20 protein-coding genes and 1 riboswitch are annotated in these 18,909 nt (G+C 40.3%); of the genes, 18 read left to right on the top strand and 2 right to left on the bottom strand.

Features of this window, described 5'->3' with window-relative positions:
• Positions 1-15: 15 nt before the first annotated feature.
• Complete coding sequence (locus tag BM398_RS15370; RefSeq protein WP_092338963.1) at positions 16-663, bottom strand: hypothetical protein; 648 nt, start codon at positions 661-663, stop codon at positions 16-18.
• 1,032 nt (positions 664-1,695) lie between these two features.
• On the opposite strand from BM398_RS15370, the gene trpE reads away from it, so the two are divergent.
• From trpE to BM398_RS15320, 11 genes are all read left to right on the top strand, one after another.
• Positions 1,696-3,162 (top strand): anthranilate synthase component I, encoded by a 1,467-nt coding sequence (trpE, locus tag BM398_RS15365; RefSeq protein WP_092338961.1) that lies wholly within the window; start codon positions 1,696-1,698, stop codon positions 3,160-3,162.
• Positions 3,162-3,731, top strand: coding sequence for an anthranilate synthase component II (locus tag BM398_RS15360; protein WP_092338959.1), 570 nt, complete (start codon positions 3,162-3,164; stop codon positions 3,729-3,731). Before trpE ends, BM398_RS15360 begins: the two co-directional genes overlap by 1 nt.
• A 22-nt stretch (positions 3,732-3,753) precedes the next feature.
• The gene (gene trpD / locus BM398_RS15355; RefSeq protein ID WP_092338956.1) at positions 3,754-4,770 is read left to right on the top strand and encodes an anthranilate phosphoribosyltransferase; all 1,017 of its coding nucleotides are present in this window, start codon (positions 3,754-3,756) and stop codon (positions 4,768-4,770) included.
• A 6-nt stretch (positions 4,771-4,776) separates the two neighbouring features.
• Positions 4,777-5,559: an indole-3-glycerol phosphate synthase TrpC gene (trpC, locus tag BM398_RS15350; RefSeq protein ID WP_092338954.1), complete on the top strand. Its 783-nt coding sequence runs from the start codon at positions 4,777-4,779 to the stop codon at positions 5,557-5,559.
• A 72-nt stretch (positions 5,560-5,631) separates the two neighbouring features.
• Complete coding sequence (locus BM398_RS15345; protein ID WP_092338952.1) at positions 5,632-6,255, top strand: phosphoribosylanthranilate isomerase; 624 nt, start codon at positions 5,632-5,634, stop codon at positions 6,253-6,255.
• 62 nt (positions 6,256-6,317) lie between these two features.
• A complete protein-coding gene (gene trpB, locus BM398_RS15340) occupies positions 6,318-7,508 on the top strand; it encodes a tryptophan synthase subunit beta (RefSeq protein ID WP_092338950.1) in 1,191 nt (396 codons plus the stop codon).
• On the top strand, positions 7,501-8,268 hold the full coding sequence (trpA, locus tag BM398_RS15335; protein ID WP_092338947.1) for a tryptophan synthase subunit alpha: 768 nt from the start codon (positions 7,501-7,503) through the stop codon (positions 8,266-8,268). The genes trpB and trpA overlap by 8 nt, the downstream gene beginning before the upstream one ends.
• A gap of 171 nt (positions 8,269-8,439) precedes the next feature.
• Entirely contained in the window at positions 8,440-9,351 is a 912-nt protein-coding gene (locus tag BM398_RS15330) for a helix-turn-helix transcriptional regulator (RefSeq protein WP_092338945.1), read from the top strand.
• Positions 9,352-9,355: 4 nt separating this feature from the next.
• Positions 9,356-9,721 (top strand): MmcQ/YjbR family DNA-binding protein, encoded by a 366-nt coding sequence (locus BM398_RS15325; protein WP_092338943.1) that lies wholly within the window; start codon positions 9,356-9,358, stop codon positions 9,719-9,721.
• Positions 9,714-10,004 (top strand): DUF3795 domain-containing protein, encoded by a 291-nt coding sequence (locus BM398_RS17025; protein ID WP_139233838.1) that lies wholly within the window; start codon positions 9,714-9,716, stop codon positions 10,002-10,004. Before BM398_RS15325 ends, BM398_RS17025 begins: the two co-directional genes overlap by 8 nt.
• Positions 10,005-10,009: 5 nt before the next feature.
• Positions 10,010-10,648: a GyrI-like domain-containing protein gene (locus tag BM398_RS15320; RefSeq protein ID WP_092338941.1), complete on the top strand. Its 639-nt coding sequence runs from the start codon at positions 10,010-10,012 to the stop codon at positions 10,646-10,648.
• A gap of 38 nt (positions 10,649-10,686) precedes the next feature.
• Here BM398_RS15320 and BM398_RS15315 read toward each other — a convergent pair whose 3' ends face one another.
• Positions 10,687-11,565 (bottom strand): EamA family transporter, encoded by an 879-nt coding sequence (locus BM398_RS15315; RefSeq protein WP_092338938.1) that lies wholly within the window; start codon positions 11,563-11,565, stop codon positions 10,687-10,689.
• A 176-nt stretch (positions 11,566-11,741) separates the two neighbouring features.
• On the opposite strand from BM398_RS15315, the gene BM398_RS15310 reads away from it, so the two are divergent.
• From BM398_RS15310 to BM398_RS15280, 7 genes are all read left to right on the top strand, one after another.
• Entirely contained in the window at positions 11,742-12,185 is a 444-nt protein-coding gene (locus BM398_RS15310) for a hypothetical protein (RefSeq protein WP_092338936.1), read from the top strand.
• Positions 12,172-13,359 carry a HipA domain-containing protein gene (locus tag BM398_RS15305; protein ID WP_092338934.1) on the top strand — a complete coding sequence of 396 codons (1,188 nt, stop codon included), beginning with the start codon at positions 12,172-12,174 and terminating at the stop codon, positions 13,357-13,359. Before BM398_RS15310 ends, BM398_RS15305 begins: the two co-directional genes overlap by 14 nt.
• Positions 13,360-13,445: 86 nt before the next feature.
• The gene (locus tag BM398_RS15300) at positions 13,446-14,681 is read left to right on the top strand and encodes a right-handed parallel beta-helix repeat-containing protein (protein WP_092338932.1); all 1,236 of its coding nucleotides are present in this window, start codon (positions 13,446-13,448) and stop codon (positions 14,679-14,681) included.
• Positions 14,682-15,082: 401 nt separating this feature from the next.
• A complete protein-coding gene (locus BM398_RS15295; protein ID WP_092338930.1) occupies positions 15,083-15,427 on the top strand; it encodes a hypothetical protein in 345 nt (114 codons plus the stop codon).
• A gap of 25 nt (positions 15,428-15,452) precedes the next feature.
• Positions 15,453-15,926: a TIGR04197 family type VII secretion effector gene (locus tag BM398_RS15290; protein WP_092338928.1), complete on the top strand. Its 474-nt coding sequence runs from the start codon at positions 15,453-15,455 to the stop codon at positions 15,924-15,926.
• Between the two features lie 50 nt (positions 15,927-15,976).
• Entirely contained in the window at positions 15,977-17,635 is a 1,659-nt protein-coding gene (locus BM398_RS15285; RefSeq protein ID WP_092338926.1) for a hypothetical protein, read from the top strand.
• Between the two features lie 3 nt (positions 17,636-17,638).
• Positions 17,639-18,445 (top strand): hypothetical protein, encoded by an 807-nt coding sequence (locus BM398_RS15280; RefSeq protein WP_092338924.1) that lies wholly within the window; start codon positions 17,639-17,641, stop codon positions 18,443-18,445.
• 117 nt (positions 18,446-18,562) lie between these two features.
• Positions 18,563-18,636, top strand: a riboswitch (cyclic di-GMP riboswitch).
• The last annotated feature ends 273 nt before the right edge of the window (positions 18,637-18,909 follow it).

Raw genomic sequence — 18,909 nt, 5'->3', positions numbered from 1 at the left:
CCTTTAGTAGATTAATTATGGCATACCCTCGCATGAACCGCAGAAATAGTTAATTGTTTCGCCGATTGCTGCTATACATGTAAAATATAGAATTACCAGAGATATAACAAGTCCATAGTTCACTATATATACTGTCATAACATTAACTGCTAACTTACTATCGGGATTATCTAAATACGCAATGATATCAAGTACGAATCCTATAATACTTATTCCCAATGCTACAAGTATAATCTTAAAAGACAAATGAGTTGAAAGGTTTACAATAACAATGGCAATTGAAAGTACCCAAATTGAAAAAGAGACTATAGAGAGAACACCTTGTTTATAATTGTATATCATAGATGTATTGTTACTTGTGCATGCCAAGGCATCAAGAATCTTTTTAGAATTCACTGGTAACTTTGTTCTGATCTGATTAAATAAAAAAGGTTGAAAGCATTTATGATCGTTTTTTATATATATTTCAGTGTCGTCACCAATATAGAGGACTAAAGACTTTTCGATACTGCCGGATTCTTTTAGTGATGTGATAATGGCCATTTTTTTTATCAAAGATGGTTTATATACATATTCGATCGCATTTGCAAACACATGAATTTCGTTATCTTTAAGGAATAGCAAATCATTTTCTGTTTCGATGCGAATTACGTTAGCACTCATAAATGTTTGAAACCTCCTTTTTGAAATTTATTTTATTGCATATAGATAACTGTTTCAAATGGAATGTGTAAAAAGGAATATGGATACCTGCACCGTATAGATAGCTTGCGTAAGAAGCGTACGGTGTAAAAACAGGAAATGATACCGTATAGAAAGGTTGAAAGGAAAGCGTACGGTGTGAAAGCAGGAGATGACACTGTACAGAAAGGCTGAAAGGAAAGCGTACGGTGTGAAAATGGGAAATGACACCGTACAGAAAGGTTGAAAGGAAAGTGTACGGTATAAAGGCAGGAAATGACACCGTACAGAAGATACGGAAGGAAAGTATACGGTGGCAGATGCAATTAAATGGTTCTATTAAAAATTAGAAGTATAGTTTTCAATTAGATGAACGCTTAGCTGGAAATACTTGACATGTATACTCCATTGGTATATCATTCTTTTTAAATAAATATTCAATAAACCGTTGAAGCGGAGATAACGGCAATGATGCCAATACAGAGAGCCTGAGGTGCTGAGAATCAGGCATGAAACAAGTTGTCAAATGGACCGCTGAGGGCGTAGTGAAAAGTGAGATAGGAAATCTTTGATTTCCGTGAGCGAACTTTGTTCTGGCGAGTGCGAAGCACGAGATCAGAACTTTCGCATAATTATTCACCCAGTATTCTACGACGTAAGGCATGCGTGATTTGCCGGGGATATGTTGGTATCTCGCTAAGTTGCATGGTAACACATGAATTCAAGGTGGCACCGCGGATAATTAGATTGTTCGTCCTTGATAGAGTTAGACTCTATCAAGGACTTTTTTGCGTGATATAGGTGTTACAATACAATCATTTGTCATGATTGCATGAGCAAATGATTGCATTGGTAACCCGAACAGACATGAGGAAGTAGCACGATAGTGCGGATTCCGAATGGATGTAGGATTGCGGGAGCGAAGCGGAGCAATCCGTATATCACGCAAAAATTGTACATATTGCCGGTGTAGCCACAGCGCAGACCGTGCGTACATACATAGGAGGAAGCAAGATGCAAATTTTACCTGAGTTTGAGGAAGTGAAGAAGATAGCGTCAGCGGGCGATTACGATGTGATCCCTGTAAGCTGCGAACTTTTGTCGGATTTCATCACTCCGATCGAAGCAATGAGAAAACTTAAGAACGTATCGACTCACTGCTATATGCTTGAGTCGGCTCAGGCGGATGAAACCTGGGGAAGATATACATTTATGGGATATGATCCCAAGATGGAAATAACCTGCAAGGACAACGAGCTTGTTGCGGGAGACCTCAAGGTAACAACGGATAAGCCTGATGCATACCTTCGAGACATTCTTTCAAAGTACAAGAGCCCGAGATTTGATTACCTTCCTTCTTTTACAGGCGGACTTGTAGGATATTTCTCTTATGACTACTTCGGATATTGCGAGCCGACTGCAAGATGTAATGTAGAAGACACCGATGCATTCAAGGATCTGGACCTCATGCTCTTTGACAAGGTCATCGCCTTTGACAACGTAAGACAGAAGATAATCCTTATCATAAACATCAAGACAGAAGGCAACATCGAAGAGAACTATAGCAATGCAAAAGAAGAACTCGGCAAGATAAAAGATCTTTTGTACAAGGGAGAAAAGAGTACCGAAAAGCCCGGAAAGCTTCTTGGCGAAGTGACACCTCTTTTTACCAAAGAAAAGTACTGTGACATGGTTGAGAAAGCCAAGGGGCACATTAAAGAGGGAGATATCTTCCAGATAGTCCTTTCAAACAGGCTCTCGGCAGACTACGAAGGAAGCCTTCTAAATACATACAGAATGCTCAGAACGATCAACCCTTCGCCCTACATGTTCTATTTTTCCGGAACAGACGTGGAAGTTGCGGGGGCATCGCCTGAGACACTGGTAAAGCTTGAAAACGGTGTGCTTCATACTTTCCCTCTTGCGGGAACAAGGAAGAGAGGCGAGACCGAGGAAGAGGACAAAGCCCTTGAAAAAGAGCTTCTTGCGGATAAAAAAGAACTTGCTGAGCATAACATGCTCGTTGACCTTGGAAGAAACGATCTTGGTAAGATAAGCGAGTTTGGCAGCGTTGAAGTTGAAAAGCTCCACGAGATCACAAGATACTCACATGTAATGCACATCGGTTCAACGGTACGCGGAATCATCAGAAAAGAGTTTGATGCCATAGATGCGGTAAATGCGGTACTTCCCGCAGGAACACTTTCGGGAGCCCCCAAGATCAAAGCATGTAAGCTTATCGGAGAACTTGAGAACAACAAGCGCGGAATTTACGGCGGCGCTGTTGGATATATTGATTTTACAGGCAACATGGACACATGTATCGCCATAAGGATTGTTTATAAGAAGAACGGCAAAGTGTTCGTTCGAAGTGGAGCCGGCATCGTGGCCGATTCCAATCCGGAGAAAGAGTATGAGGAGTGCCTCAACAAGGCAAAGGCTTCACTCAGAGCACTTGAGCTTTCACAGGAGGTGGAGTGATGGTCTTACTGATAGATAACTATGACAGTTTTTCCTATAATCTGTATCAGATGATAGGTGAGATAGAGCCTGACATCAAAGTAATCAGAAACGACGAACTTACGATTGATGAGATAAGGGCGCTTAAGCCGGACAGACTTATCATTTCGCCGGGTCCCGGAAGACCTGAGGATGCGGGAATAATAGTTGAAGCGGCAAAAGAGCTTGGAAAAGAAATCCCGACACTTGGCGTGTGTCTCGGACATCAGGCAATCTGCATGGCGTTCGGTGCTACGATCACATATGCAAAAGAACTGATGCACGGCAAGGAATCGACAATATCTTTTTATGCGGAATGTCCTTTGTTCAAGGGGCTTCCCGAAAAGGTAAGCGTAGCAAGATATCACTCACTTGCTGCAGACGAAAAGACAATGCCTGAGTGCCTTGAAGTTGTTGCAAAGACTGACGACGGAGAGATAATGGCAGTTCAGCACAAAGAGTATCCTATTTATGGAGTGCAGTTCCATCCCGAGTCAATAATGACTCCCGAGGGAAAAGAGATGTTAAAGAACTTTATTAGAAATATTTAAGATATAACAGGAGGCAATAGCAATGATCAAAGAAGCAATAGTAAAAATCGTAAACAAAGAAGACCTTACATATGATGAGGCTTATGCAGTAATGAACGAGATCATGGGAGGAGAGACAACACCTACACAGAATGCAGCTTTTTTGTCAGCTCTTTCCACAAAGTCAGCTAAGGCTGAGACAACAGATGAGATCGCAGGTTGCGCCGCAGCTATGAGAGACCATGCGACCAAAGTTGATACGGGAATGGATATCTTCGAGATCGTAGGAACAGGCGGAGACAACGCTCAGAGCTTTAACATTTCAACTACTTCTGCACTTGTTGCGGCAGCAGGCGGAATGAAAGTTGCAAAGCACGGAAACAGAGCAGCTTCTTCAAAGTGCGGAACAGCTGACTGCCTTGAGGCACTTGGAGTAAACATTCAGCAGGATCCCGAGAAATGTATCGAACTTTTAAAGGAAGCGGGAATGTGCTTCTTCTTTGCTCAGAAATATCACGCATCAATGAAGTATGTGGGAGCCATCAGAAAAGAGCTTGGATTCAGAACAGTGTTCAACATTCTCGGACCTCTTACAAATCCCGGATCACCCAAGATGCAGCTCCTTGGTGTTTATGATGAGTACCTTGTTGAGCCCCTTGCAAGAGTTCTTGTAAGTCTCGGAGTTGAGAGAGGTATGGTAGTTTACGGACAGGACAAGCTCGATGAGATCTCACTCAGCGCTCCGACAACAATCTGCGAGATCAGAGACGGATGGTACAAATCATATGTTATAAAGCCTGAGGATTTCGGACTTGCAACATGCAAGAAAGAGGACCTTGTAGGCGGAACACCCGATGAGAATGCCGAAATCACAAGAAAAATCTTAAAGGGCGAGAAGGGACCTAAGCGCGATGCGGTTCTTTTAAATGCCGGTGCATCTCTTTACATCGGTGGAAAGGCAGACACCTTCGAAGCAGGAGTTAAGCTTGCGGCAGAGCTTATTGATTCAGGCAAAGCATACGAGACACTTGAGAAACTTATTGAAGTAAGTAACAGGTAAATAACTATGACTATTTTGGATGAACTCGCAGCATATGCGAGAAAACGAGTTGATATAGCCAAAGAGAAAGTTTCTTTGGAAGAGGTAAAGCAGAAGGCACTTGCGATGCCCAAGGGAGATTTCCGGTTTGAGAAGAACCTTAGGCGTGATGATATTTCTTTTATCTGCGAGTGTAAAAAAGCTTCTCCTTCAAAGGGTATAATCGCTGAGGAATTTCCTTATCTGGAGATTGCAAAAGAGTATGAGAAAGCAGGCGCTGACTGCATTTCCGTACTCACTGAGCCTAAGTGGTTCCTGGGAAAAGATGAGTATCTTAAGGAAATCACCGAGACGGTAGGAATTCCATGCATCAGAAAAGATTTCACGGTAGATGAGTACATGATCTACGAAGCAAAAGTGCTCGGCGCTTCGGCGGTTCTTCTCATCTGCTCAATCCTTGATGACGCGGCAATAGAGAAGTATCTTGGAATATGTAACGACCTTGGGCTTTCCGCTCTTGTTGAGACTCACGATGAGGAAGAGGCCAAAAGAGCTGTTTCACTCGGTGCTTCCATAATCGGTGTAAATAATCGCAACCTCAAGGACTTTAGCGTTGATACATCAAACAGTGAAAGACTTAGAAAGATAATTCCTTCAAGTTCTGTCTTTGTTTCCGAGAGCGGCGTAAAGACGGCGGAAGATGTGGCAAAGCTTAGAGAAATCGGCGCGGATGCGGTGCTTATAGGCGAAACGCTGATGAGGGCTGCTGATAAGAAAGCTAAGCTTGATGAGCTGAAAGGCATAAGATAAGCTTGGAAGACAGCGAATTCGCAAGAATTAACGAGGGTTTCAATAGAGGTGTCTTTAATTAAGGAAAATGCTATGGCAGAAGATAACAGATATAAGTGCCCTAAGATAAAACTGTGCGGGCTTTCGACGGTTTCGGACATAGAAGCTGCGAATGCGTTAAAGCCCGAGTTCATCGGTTTTGTCATATGGGAAAAGAGTAAAAGGAATGTTGGCAAGGACAAGGCAGCAGAGCTTAAGAAGCTGCTTGATCCACAGATAAAGGCGGTTGGAGTCTTTGTTGACGAAGATGCGGAAGTTGTCGCAGATCTTTTGAATAATGATGTGATCGATATCGCGCAGCTCCATGGAAGCGAAGATAACAGCTACATCGCAAAGCTTAGGAAGCTGACAGATAAGCCTGTTATTAAGGCTTTTCAGGTGAAGAGTAGCGAAGATATAGCAGATATCGAGGCTTCCGATGCCGACTACGTGCTTATCGATTCAGGCCAGGGAACGGGAAAAGCGTTTGACTGGAAGATACTTGAAGGGGTGAAAAGAGATTTTTTCCTCGCGGGAGGTCTTTATCCCGAAAACGTAGCGGAAGCTGTAAGGGCGGTGGCACCTTATGCGGTTGATGTAAGCTCGGGAATAGAAACTGACGGCAAAAAAGACAGAAGCAAGATGGAAAGATTTGTCGAAAACGTAAGAAATTGCTGAGAGAAGCGCAGAAACCTGCGGTTACATGAATATAAAAAACATGTTTTGTGAAAGGATGTACCATGACCAATAAAAATGGACGTTTCGGTATACACGGCGGACAGTATATACCCGAGACACTTATGAATGCAGTAATAGAGCTTGAAGAAGCTTACAATCATTACAAGAACGATCCTGAGTTCAACGCAGAGCTCACAGAACTTTTGAATGAATATGCGGGAAGACCTTCACGTTTTTACTACGCAGAGAAGATGACAAAAGACCTTGGCGGAGCAAAGATCTATCTTAAGAGAGAGGATCTCAACCACACAGGCTCTCATAAGATAAATAACGTTCTCGGACAGGCTCTTTTGGCCAAAAAAATGGGAAAAACAAGGCTCATAGCTGAGACGGGCGCAGGACAGCATGGTGTTGCAACAGCTACGGCTGCGGCTCTTATGGGCATGGAATGCGTTGTTTTTATGGGAGAAGAGGACACGAAGAGACAGGCTCTTAACGTGTACAGAATGAGACTTCTCGGCGCAGAAGTTATTCCTGTTAAGTCAGGAACTGCAACACTTAAGGACGCCGTATCAGAGGCTATGAGAGAGTGGACTTCCAGGATTGACGATACGCATTATTGCCTGGGATCGGTCATGGGACCTCATCCGTTCCCCACAATTGTAAGAGATTTCCAGTCTGTTATCTCAAAGGAGACCAAACAGCAGATCCTTGAAAAAGAGGGAAGGCTTCCCGATGCGGTTATTGCCTGCGTCGGCGGCGGATCGAACGCTATCGGAAGTTTCTATAACTTTATAGAAGATAAGGAAGTCAGGCTTATCGGCTGCGAGGCAGCAGGACGTGGAATCGATACTTTCGAGACTGCAGCGACCGTTAATACAGGTAGCGTAGGAATTTTCCACGGAATGAAGTCATACTTCTGCCAGGATGAGTACGGACAGATTGCGCCTGTTTACTCGATTTCCGCAGGACTTGATTATCCCGGTGTCGGACCTGAGCACGCATATCTTCACGATATCAAGAGAGCCGAGTACGTGCCTGTGACTGACGATGAGGCCGTAAATGCTTTTGAATATCTTTCACGCACAGAGGGAATAATCCCTGCAATTGAGTCAGCTCATGCGGTTGCTTATGCAATGAAGATCGCAAAAGAGTATGACAAGGACAAGATCATTGTTATAACAATCTCCGGAAGAGGAGATAAGGACTGCGCAGCAATCGCTCGCTACAGAGGGGAGGATATCCATGAGTAACATTAAAAAAGCATTTGAAAACGGCAAGGCATTCATCGCCTTCATTACATGTGGAGATCCCGACCTTGAGACCACCAAGAAAGTTGTTCTTGAAGCCTGCAAAAACGGCGCAGATCTTATTGAGCTAGGAATCCCTTTTTCCGATCCCACAGCTGAGGGACCTGTAATTCAGGGTGCAAATATACGCGCACTCGCGGGCGGCGTTACAACAGACAAGGTTTTTGACCTTGTAAGGGAACTTAGAAAAGAAACAGATACACCTTTTGTGTTTATGACTTATGCAAACGTAGTATTTTCATATGGTTCTGAGAAATTCATCTCGCTCTGCAAAGAGACGGGAGTAGACGGAATCATCCTTCCCGATCTTCCGTTTGAGGAAAAAGAGGAGTTTTCTCCTGTCTGCGATAAATACGGAGTGGACCTCATTTCCCTTATCGCACCAACATCCGAGAACAGAATCTCAATGATTGCAAAAGAAGCACAGGGCTTTATCTACATCGTATCGAGCCTTGGTGTAACAGGAACAAGATCTGAGATTAAGACAGACCTTGCATCAATCGTAAAAGTTATTCGTGAGAACACCGATGTTCCTTGCGCAATCGGCTTTGGAATCTCAACACCCGAGCAGGCAGCCAAGATGGCAGCAGTATCTGACGGTGCAATCGTAGGTTCCGCTATAATCAAGATTCTTGAGAAGTACGGAAAAGAAGCTCCGAAGTATGTCGGAGAGTATGTGAAGTCAATGAAGGAAGCGCTGTAATCTTCTGATGAATTATGAGAGCACTCTGCATGATGCAGGGTGCTTTTTCTATGGCCTGGTAGATTAAAGTAGAAAATAAAGTAGCAAAAAGAATGTGGGCGACGCTAAAATAGAAACAAGACATACTATTGTCTTGTTTTACTTGGTAGGATAAATAGGAAAGGTGAGCATATGAAGATTGACAGGCTGATCGGAATACTATCGATACTGTTGCAAAAAGATATGATAACAGCCCCTGAGCTTGCAGAGCATTTTGAGGTATCCAGAAGGACAATAGGCAGGGATATTGAAACACTTTGCAAAGCAGGAATACCGATTCGTACGATGCAGGGGATTGGTGGCGGTATCTCAATTATGGATGGGTACCGTATGGACAGGACGCTTTTGACATCCAAAGATATGCAGGTGATACTTGCTGGACTTCGTAGTCTGGACAGTGTGAGTGGGAGTCGATATTACGGTCAACTGATGGAAAAGATTCAGGTGGGATCGTCTGAGTTTATCACCGGCAGAGATTCTATACTGATTGATCTTTCTTCGTGGTATAGAGAATCGCTGGCTCCAAAGATTGAGATTATACAGGCTGCAATTGGAGATAGGCATTTGGTTAGGTTTAGGTATTATGCTCCATCTGGTGAGAGTGAGCGGACGGTTGAACCATATTATCTGGTTTTTAGATGGTCGAGTTGGTATTTGTGGGGCTGGTGTTTGAAAAGAAAGGACTATAGGTTGTTCAAGCTTAATCGTATGGATAAAGTTTGTGTAACAGACAAGGCTTTTGTATGCAGAGAGGCATCAATGCCTGATCTTTCTAATGAGAAAATCTTTCCCGGCGGGATAAAAGTGAAGGTCTTGTTTGAACCTGATCAGAAGTGGCGATTGGTGGAAGAATTCGGGACTTCATGTTTTAAGGAGAATGATGATGGTAGGCTTCTCTTTACAGCAGACTATACGGATATAGAGAATCTGATTACCTGGATATTGACTTTCGGAGATAAGGCAGAAGTGATTGAACCTAAGGAAGTTCGTGAGAAAATCAGAATCATGATTGAAGCTATGATACGGAATTATAGGAGGAAATAACGGCATGAAATATCCTTGGATTGAAGAGTATCTTATGGGAAAAGCAGGTGTGACCAAAGATTTGCAGAAGGATTGGAACTGGATTCGATTTCAAATCGGAGGAAAGATGTTTGCTGCAATATGTTTGGATGCTGATGACAAGCCATATTATATAACTCTAAAATTGGAGCCGATGGAGGGGGATTTCTGGCGGAAGCAGTATGAAGACATAATTCCCGGCTATTATATGAACAAGCAACATTGGAATTCAGTAAATGCAGATGGAGAGGTGCCGGATGACATCTTAAAAGACATGCTTGATAAGGCTTATCAGATAGTTCTTGGGAGTCTTAGTAAGAAAAAGCAAAAGGAGATTATGGGAGATGAGTAACCATAACGAAATGATCAGTTGTTGTGGAGCAGATTGTAGTACATGCTACTGCTATGGAGAAATATGTAAGGGGTGCAATGCCGTGTGCGGCAAGGTGTTTCATGCGCCGGAAGGAAAAGAGTGTTCCATATATTATTGTTGTAGGATTCAGAATGGTTTTCATTCCTGCGGAGAGTGTGATAAGTTACCGTGTGCTCTGATATTGAGAACAAAGGATCCGAGCATGTCGATGGAAGAATTTATGAAAAACGTGGATGAGAGAGTAAAGCGACTTAGGGGGTGAGAACTGTGGCTTTTGACTATAAGAAAGAATATAAAGAGTTTTATATTCCAAAGGCGAAGCCTACAATTGTTTCGATTCCAAAGATGAATTATATTGCAGTTCGTGGCCTGGGTGACCCTAATGATGAAGACGGTGATTACAAGGCGGCTATCAGACTATTGTATGCTATAGCCTTTACAATCAAGATGAGCAAAAAAGGCAATCATCGGATTGATGGATATTTTGATTATGTTGTTCCGCCACTGGAAGGATTCTGGTGGCAGAACGGTGTAGATGGGATTGACTATGCACATAAAGAAAAATTTCATTGGATTTCTGTGATCCGTGTTCCTGATTTTGTGACTGAAGATGATTTTAGATGGGCTGTGAACGAAGCAACAGAAAAGAAAAAGCTGGACTTTTCTAACGTTGAGTTTCTGACAGTTGAAGAAGGGCTATGCGTGCAGTGTATGCATATAGGTTCTTATGATGATGAACCTGATACGGTTACTATGATGCATGAGTTCATTGAACAGCAAGGTTATGAACCGGATATTACGGATAAGCGTCTGCATCATGAAATTTATCTGAGTGATGCCAGGAAAGTTGCTCCGGAGAAGCTGAAAACTGTAATTAGACATCCTATTCGAGAAAAACACATTTGACAAAAACAAACTTGATGTAATGAAAACAGCCTACCTTTTTATTGCCCAATCATGCTTACAACAAGACCTACAAGTATGATTGCGGCGCAAAAGATCTTGTAGCCTATGTTCTTTTCCTTGAATATAAACTTTCCGCAGATAATTGAGATGATGCAGGCGGATTGTTTAAGAAGCGTCATTATTATGACCTTTGAATCAGCGAAGGAATTGGCGATAAACAGCGCTTTGTCAGCAATAAAGAACAGGAAACTGAGTATCCAGATCCAGCCGTTTTTCCAGACGGAAGCGCTTATCTTGATGCGTCTAACAACAAAATAAAGGCCGTAGAAGATTACAAGATAAAACATATACCAAAACTGAAGCTGAGACGAATTGATATCTCTCATGTATATTTTATCAAGGCATCCGGATATCGCGTTGCAGATACAGGAAGCAAGGACCATCCATACATATATGGGTGGTATTTTTTCTGCCTTGAAGGAATCGCCTTTTTCCGAACGCATTTTAAGTTCCGGATATACTTTTAAGAATATGAGGCCGAAGAGTATGAGGATAAGCCCCAGTGTTGAATAGATTGTTCCTTTTTCTTTTAATACAAATATTCCGAATGCCGTGGAAAAGAGAATTCTTGATAGGTCAAGAACACCGTAAATACTGATTGGAATATTGTCCAGTGATTTAAATGAGCATATCCAGGCGATGAAGATCACGAAACTTTTTATTGCAATCAGGAAAAAATATCTGGTCGGCATTCCATTAAATGCTGCAGGAGCCTCCGGAATACAAAACAGAAACGTAAGGAAGGTATATACAAAAAGAACTTCCATTACGGTATTTTTCGTCAGCGCTTTCTTTTTTACAACATCACGGAATCCTTTTACTATTCCGTAGAATAAGACAAGTCCTATCCAGAGCATTTTCTTTAAAATCTCCTTTATTAACTATGTAAATCTATAGTGTTTGCGCACCGATTTTTGATTATAGCACTTTTCGGATTTTTTGCATGGGGGAGTTTTGTACAGGAAACTTGATTTTTATAATATAACAGTATAATGTTATATTATAACAGAATAATGTTATATGGAGGCCGGCAATGAATGATAATTTTATAGAGGCTGTAAAAAAGTCAAATAAATCGCAGTACAAAATAGCGAAAGAGAGCGGTGTTCCTTTTTCGACGATAAATGCGCTGTTTAATAGAAAACAAAGTGTAAATAATTGTGCGACAGTTACGATTCTTAGGTTATCCGCGGTAATTGGGGAGGATTTCTTTTGTTTGCTTGATCCATATCCGCTTCTTGACAATACTTGCGGTGAATATAAGGGAATTAAGTACACGTGGAAGAATTGCGATGAATCCATGCAGCTTAATTTTGATTACAATGGAGAGCATGTTGTTATAGATACGGGACTAAAGCTTAATTTACCAAGTAAACAATCGGAATATCCGACTATTGCGGAGTGGAATATAGACAGATTTCTTCAGGAAAAAAGATTTGAAGCATACGCAAAGGAGCTTTCCAATGTTCGAGAATAATATGATTTATGAGCTTATGCATAAAAATAAAAAAGTTGGACTTGTAGAAATTGATGTTGCGGGAAATCTGACTAATTTTGCAACATATATTTCTGAAGCAGTGCCTTTTTTGGGAACCGCTGATCTAAATAAGATGAAGATATGGTGGAAGCAGAGAGCTGTTCCGGGTTCCAGAAAACTTATGGATGAAGTAATCAAGAATTCAGGATGTGCCAGCTCCTCTGAATATTTGGCTAAAAATCTCGGATTATCAATGACAGATTCGTATTGGGTATGCCCTGTGGATATGAGCTTATCTTGGGATAAGGTAAAACTACGAAATCAACTTGGTATAAATGAAGAATTGCTCCCATATCATGATGAGGTTTCATATGATCCAAATGCTTCACTTGGCGGACAGATGGAAAAATACTGGAATCTTAATGCCGAGGTACCAAAACTTGTTAAAACATCACTGACTTATAAAGGGCAGCAGGGGGTAAATGAGGCGTTTGCGACACTTGTACATGAAAGACAGAATTATAAGATGCCTTTTGTGAGATATGATGTTTTGCGTTTGAATGATGAACAAACACAGAGTGTCTGTGACTCTTTTACTTCAGATAGCTTAGAGTTTATTCCCGCATATGAAGTTGTGGAATCACAGAGTATTTCTAATGAAACGGCTTTGTATGATGGATATATAAATATTTGTGCAAGCAATGGAATTGATAGAGACGTTATGCAAGCATTTATGGATTATCAGACACTGACGGATTTTATAATAAGCAATACAGATGAGCATCTTTATAATTTCGGTGTGTTAAGAGATTCGGAGTCATTAAAGCTTATAGGTCCTGCGCCCATATTTGATTCCGGAAACAGTATGTTTTTCTCGGAAGAGAGAAAAAAGCCGTTTTCAAGAATAGAGATTCTTCAAAGAACTATAACGGGATTCTATAAGTCTGAAGAGAAGGTGCTTCTTAAGGTAAAAGATAAAAATATTGTAAAAGAGGATCTTCTTCCCGATAAGAGAGAGGTGCTTGAATTTTATATAGATAACGGGATCTCGGAGGAAAAAGCTGAATTTATATCTGAATGCTATGGTGTGAAGGTTGAACTTTTACATGAATTCCAAAGCGGGAAAAAGATATCACTTTATAATGAAAAGAATAAGTCAAATAGACAAAAATGACAGATGGTATACATTATTGGCGGATTGAAAAACTCATGCTCAAACATTACAATTCTATTAACGAATAAGATTGGGGATGTTTTTGCATGAGAGATTTTTTTATTAAGTTTAAATACGCGCTGATCACGGCGTTTTGTTTATGTTTATTTATTAAGTTTGACTGTTGCGCTTATGCGGCAGACTGGTATATTTCACCGGCGGGTAACGATTCAAATGCCGGCACGTCTACGTCTGCGCCTTTTAAGAGTCTGATGAGAGCGCAGGAAGCAGCTTCTTCGGGAGATACCGTTTATATCATGGGCGGTACGTACAATGATTTTGGTATTGCGGCCAAGGATAACAATTATAACTATGTAAATGAGTTTACCAAGAGCAATATTACTTACAGAGCATATACTTCCAAGGATGTGCCTGTTTTTGATTTTTCAAGAGTGCCTACGGATAAGAGAGTAGCGGCGTTCCATGTTAAGAGCGGAGTTAAGGGAGTGTATTTTCTTTGCTTCAAGGTTACGGGTGTTCCCGTGGGAAATCAGAAGCAGTCTGAGTGTTTCAGGATAGAAGGAAATGCGACATTTAATCAGATCACGTGCTGCGATGCGCAGGCGAACGGCTTTTATTTCTGCAATAACGGAAGCGGTAAGTGCATAAAATGCGATGCATATAACCTGAATACTCCGAACCGTACTTCAAATTCAAACACCGATGGATTCGGAGCTCACGGGCAAGGCGTTTCTTTTAGCCAGTGCAGAGCATGGGCTTGTGGGGACGATGGATTTGACTGTATCACATCCAAGGGTGCAAACACTTTCGAATATTGCTGGGCCTTTGATATGAACAAGGGCGGAGATTCCAATGGATTCAAGATCGGCGGCTATGGCACGGGTAAAGTTCCGAATACTGTTCCTGTCCATACAGTGACACACTGTATAGCCGTAAATAATGCTTCAAACGGCTTCTATGCGAACCATCAGCCGGGGCAGGCGGCAAACTGGACAAATAACGTTGCTTATGGCAATGCAAGAGGTAATTACAATATGCTTGAAAGAGTAAGCCAGAGCGATTCCACTGATATACCGGGAACAAGAGAGTTCCTTAGATGCAATATCTCTTTGAACGGTGCGGTTACAAATATAGGCAAAGGAACAAAAGTTGGAAGTTGCTCATGGAACAGTGGATATAACTGCACTAACGACGATTTCGAGAGCCTTGATGCTTCCCAACTCTCAGCGCCTCGAGGCGCAAACGGAGTGCTTCCCAATATCAACTTTATGAAGCCTGTGAGAGGAAGTGACCTTGAGGGTATTGGGTATTATGTAAATTGATATAGAAAAATGCGGAACATATTTGTTTCTTTTACATTATTTAGCGAGCTTCTTTTTTGTTCTTGTGTATGGTTGTCAGCCTTACATAGTTGCAGCAAATCAGGAGCTCTATTAATGTGGTTTTGATTCAATATTCAGGCATGATTTTTTGTGTTGCATAAAACGGTTTTAATAATCTGTTTTGGTAAAAGTATCGCATCACATGCCACATCCATGTATGTTTGCTGAATCAGAAAAGTGGAAATGATAGTATAATTATGTGCTAATTATGGTTTTTATAATTAATAATACGATAGAAAAAATTGAAAATTTTAAGAAGAAGTTGTCGCTTAAACCAACAGGTATGCAAGTGCGCTTGCTCTTTATAGCGATAAAGAATACAGAAAATGCGAGGTTTATGCATGGAAGAAGAAAAGCGTGATTATCGGCAGGAGCTTAGGGAAATTAAGATTGAGAGAGAAAATGTGCAAAGCAGATATGCCGGAATTCGAAAAGAACTTGAAGCCCAAAACGAGGAGCTGGTTCATAGGATGAATAAAGAGTACAGAGATTTGGAGTATTCAAACATAAATAATGATCCTGTACTTGTGGACATTTATGAAAGGCGTGCAGCTTTTTTTAGAAGGAGTAATAACAATATTTCAGAGTTTTATGATTCTTTAGAACAAAAAGAACGAAAATTAATGGATGAGCTTGATAAAAAGGAATATAAAATCAAAAAAGAAATGAGCAGCGACGAAAAATAATATTGAGTGATGAGGAGTATGAAAAATGGCTGAAGGAATGGAAATAAAGGTTAACAGCGATGAAATAGATGGGTTTAGGAAACGTCTTTTGATAGCAGGAATTTATCTTGGAGGAGAAATTGACGAGGATAGTAAAGACCATAAAAGTAATATAGCAGCAAATATAAATGCACATGCTTCATTTGTTGCTGAGAAGGATTTGCGGAAAAGTACGCAGAAATCGGTAGATGAGGAGAGTAACAATATTGCAATTATGAAAAAGAACTATGAAGATAACGACCAGCAGGCAAGCAATTATATAACAGTGGACTTAACCGCTAATATCCCAAATTATGATAAGAATAATTCTAAAAACTCAAAAGTGATTGATGAGGCTGAATTGCAGGAGCTATATGATGAAATTATGGCAGACGAAGTAAAGAAAGAAGCAACGGAAAAAGCAAAAGAAGAATTTTTTAATAAACTTAATGAACTTAAGGAACTGTTTAACGGGAACTGATTAAAGAAAAGCATAAGATTATAAGTGAAAAAAGCAAGTGAGGAAAAACAATGGTAGAAAGTGATTATTTAGATCAAGGAAAGCTGAAGCAGCAGTGTCATACAGCGATTTCTGTTTTTGCGGCAAATAATGAGAAGCTCTCGGGGTTGAGAAGAACATATAATTCGTCACGAGATGTTACTTTTACAGGTAAGGGAGCAGAAAGTTTTGTCGGACATTGTGATAATTATGTTGTTCTTATAGATGCCATCATGACTGCAAATGACTGTGATATTGCAGACAACAAAACACTGTGGGCTATGCTTGGCACTGAAATTCTTGATGGCAGTGTTATTTTGCCCAGAAAAAGTGAAGCAAAGCAAAAAGAACAGGATGAACGTCAGAAAGCCGATGATGCAAAAAGCAATCGAGATTCTGCACCTGAAGATGAAAAAGGATACTGGGATTCAAAATATCAAGATCACTTGGGTATGGCCGATATTTATGAGGAAGAATATAATTACTGGAAAGGTCTCGAAGAGAAGTTTGATCAAATAGATACTGACTCAAAAGGTTTATTTAAGGATAGTAAGCCTATTAGGGCGCAAGCAACACAAGGACTTAAGGAACTTTCAAGAGATTTTTCACAGAAAACATTTGAATTCTTTTATAACCCGCTATGGAAAGACGGCATTGAAAAACTGTGTAATCAGGTTTCCGTGGTTGATAAATGCAAGGAAAAGTGGAAAGATGAAAACGGCGTATATAATCTTGCTGTTTTAAACGATATATATAAAAATAAGGTTAATAATCTTTCTGCACCTGAGGTTAAGGCTTTTACAGAGGTTCTTAAAGAACTACATCCTAAGGCACAGAAGCAGGTTATCGGACATGCAGTTAAAGATGCTGACATACAAGGTCTTATTAAGGGAATTATTAAGTCTGTCGGAACCGGTGGTAAAGTTGGTGTTGATGCATATAATATTGCAGCTTCAGATAATGATAAAGGTTCTAGAAGAGTGGCAGGTTTTAAGCTGGTACAGGATGTTGAGTCTGCGTTTGCGACTTGGTCGGGTACACTAGTTTACAGTGGAGATATAAAAAAAGCAAATGGTATGCTTTATTCGAGTGTTAAAAAGGGAAGTTTTCTTGAACTTATTTCTGAAAAAGGTGCTAATTTAAAAAACGTAAGCAGAGTAGAAATTGCAGAAAGATCTTTAAAGTATGATGCAGAGTCGTATTTATTCAAGAATGTTAAAGAAGCTGGGGCAGAAGCTGTTAAAAATGCTGATGATTTAACCGGAGAAGCATTAAGAAAAGTAGGAACAGAAGCAGAACGTGCTGCAAAACTAAAGAATTTCAAAGCAGGAGTAAAGTGGGCTGGAGCCATTGCGGATTTTGCATTTAATGTGGTTGATAATTTTGAAGAACAGGAACAGGCACGTATATCAGGTGTTGAGATGACAAATGGAAGAGTAGTGGCTGAGTCAGTAATTGAAACAGGAGTAGATGTAGTTTTATCAATTGGTGGAACTGCATTGGCAGGATTTATACTCGGGTCAGGTGCACCGGTCTTGGCAGTAGGAGCTGTTAGTGTAGGTGTGGTTTGGACGGCAAATTTTCTCATGGAGATAGCAATCGGAAAAGATATAGCAGAACTTGCTTCTGATGCGGTGTGTGATGCTTCAAAAGCAGTGGCAAGTTTTACATCAAAAGTATTTGGAGGTTAAATTATGTATATTGTAACGATAGCAACAATAATAGCATTGGAACTTCTGATAGCTACATTTGCTTTTATACTTAGAGTTATTCCGTTAAAGAATTACCATAAAAATATTGCCAAAGTACAGATTGCCTTACTGGGAATAGCTTCTTTACTGGGAGCGTTTGTTTGTATATATATAATGACTACTTCTAATCCATCAATGTTTGTTGAGAGCAGGTGGAATGTAGAGCTTGCAGGAACATTCTTTTTTTTGTATTTTATATTTTTTGCGGGATCTGTATATCGATACTTCTCAGAAAAAAATATAAGGAATAATAAAGAAAAGATTTTTGAACTAAAAGCCACAGAATACAAGATAATAAAATATACGGATTTAATGCTGGGAAATTATGCTTTTATGCCGAATGTAAAATCTTATTGTGAATTTGAAGGAGGCAGAATTTTATTTACACAAAATATGCCTACAAAGGAAAAAGATTGTGCATTTACATGTATAAGAATAAAAAAAGGGATATATGAATGTATTTCATATGAGCTTTTATCCGGTGAAAAAGAAGGTAACTCTTTCGAAGTTATTAAAAGGATACTTTTTTTTGTTGCTGCAATCGAAGCATGCTTGTTTGTAATATATATCTCTCAATTATCAATTGTCGATATAAATATTGTTGGTCGATTGGCTGGTGGGATAGGTTTGATTCTATTTGGAGCTGCTACACTTGGATTGCTAAGAGGGGCGAGGGGCATATTATCAATGTTATTGCGGTTGCTTTCATATGTTTTAATTTTGACAGGTATAATTAATCTTTTTATGTAAAGTGCGTTGAGTGAAATATAGCTGAAGTGAAATTGCAGAATGATAAATTTTATTATGGACTTTAACCAAACCTTACGGTATAATTACTCTGCTTTAATAAAAAAAGAACTATATATAGATAATTATTGGCAAAATTAGAGAAATCTAATGACGCAAAGCTATAGGGTCCGAAAGGACAGCCAGTTGCAATTGAGTTTATAGCGATGCGTAAGTATCGCTATTTTTTATTTAATAGGAAATTGCGCCTTAGAGGCGCAACCTTGAATTAAAGGCTCGGGCAAGACCGAGCCATGCAAAGCGGAGGTATACTGAATAACTAGTTATCAGTCTACCTCATCATAGAAATCATCATCTTCGTGCATGAAGTAATCCATATCAAGGATATCTCCATCGTTCATGTTACGGATTTCTTCCGCCGACATGCCTTCTGGCGGATCCTGGATGTATTTCTCTCTAAGCTTTGC

The sequence above is a fragment of the Butyrivibrio sp. M55 genome, from assembly GCF_900116865.1.
Taxonomy (GTDB): domain Bacteria; phylum Bacillota; class Clostridia; order Lachnospirales; family Lachnospiraceae; genus Butyrivibrio.
This window is presented reverse-complemented; position numbering and strand designations above follow the sequence as displayed.

Excerpts from the sequence above, each read along its gene's own strand:
- BM398_RS15290 (WP_092338928.1), top strand. The coding sequence starts at position 15,453 with ATGGCTGAAGGAATGGAAATAAAGGTTAACAGCGATGAAATAGATGGG.
- BM398_RS15305 (WP_092338934.1), top strand. The coding sequence starts at position 12,172 with ATGTTCGAGAATAATATGATTTATGAGCTTATGCATAAAAATAAAAAA.
- BM398_RS15285 (WP_092338926.1), top strand. The coding sequence starts at position 15,977 with ATGGTAGAAAGTGATTATTTAGATCAAGGAAAGCTGAAGCAGCAGTGT.
- BM398_RS17025 (WP_139233838.1), top strand. The coding sequence starts at position 9,714 with ATGAGTAACCATAACGAAATGATCAGTTGTTGTGGAGCAGATTGTAGT.
- trpE (WP_092338961.1), top strand. The coding sequence starts at position 1,696 with ATGCAAATTTTACCTGAGTTTGAGGAAGTGAAGAAGATAGCGTCAGCG.
- BM398_RS15310 (WP_092338936.1), top strand. The coding sequence starts at position 11,742 with ATGAATGATAATTTTATAGAGGCTGTAAAAAAGTCAAATAAATCGCAG.
- BM398_RS15325 (WP_092338943.1), top strand. The coding sequence starts at position 9,356 with ATGAAATATCCTTGGATTGAAGAGTATCTTATGGGAAAAGCAGGTGTG.
- BM398_RS15300 (WP_092338932.1), top strand. The coding sequence starts at position 13,446 with ATGAGAGATTTTTTTATTAAGTTTAAATACGCGCTGATCACGGCGTTT.
- trpA (WP_092338947.1), top strand. The coding sequence starts at position 7,501 with ATGAGTAACATTAAAAAAGCATTTGAAAACGGCAAGGCATTCATCGCC.
- trpD (WP_092338956.1), top strand. The coding sequence starts at position 3,754 with ATGATCAAAGAAGCAATAGTAAAAATCGTAAACAAAGAAGACCTTACA.
- trpB (WP_092338950.1), top strand. The coding sequence starts at position 6,318 with ATGACCAATAAAAATGGACGTTTCGGTATACACGGCGGACAGTATATA.
- trpC (WP_092338954.1), top strand. The coding sequence starts at position 4,777 with ATGACTATTTTGGATGAACTCGCAGCATATGCGAGAAAACGAGTTGAT.
- BM398_RS15315 (WP_092338938.1), bottom strand. The coding sequence starts at position 11,565 with ATGCTCTGGATAGGACTTGTCTTATTCTACGGAATAGTAAAAGGATTC.
- BM398_RS15370 (WP_092338963.1), bottom strand. The coding sequence starts at position 663 with ATGAGTGCTAACGTAATTCGCATCGAAACAGAAAATGATTTGCTATTC.
- BM398_RS15280 (WP_092338924.1), top strand. The coding sequence starts at position 17,639 with ATGTATATTGTAACGATAGCAACAATAATAGCATTGGAACTTCTGATA.
- BM398_RS15345 (WP_092338952.1), top strand. The coding sequence starts at position 5,632 with ATGGCAGAAGATAACAGATATAAGTGCCCTAAGATAAAACTGTGCGGG.
- BM398_RS15295 (WP_092338930.1), top strand. The coding sequence starts at position 15,083 with ATGGAAGAAGAAAAGCGTGATTATCGGCAGGAGCTTAGGGAAATTAAG.
- BM398_RS15360 (WP_092338959.1), top strand. The coding sequence starts at position 3,162 with ATGGTCTTACTGATAGATAACTATGACAGTTTTTCCTATAATCTGTAT.
- BM398_RS15330 (WP_092338945.1), top strand. The coding sequence starts at position 8,440 with ATGAAGATTGACAGGCTGATCGGAATACTATCGATACTGTTGCAAAAA.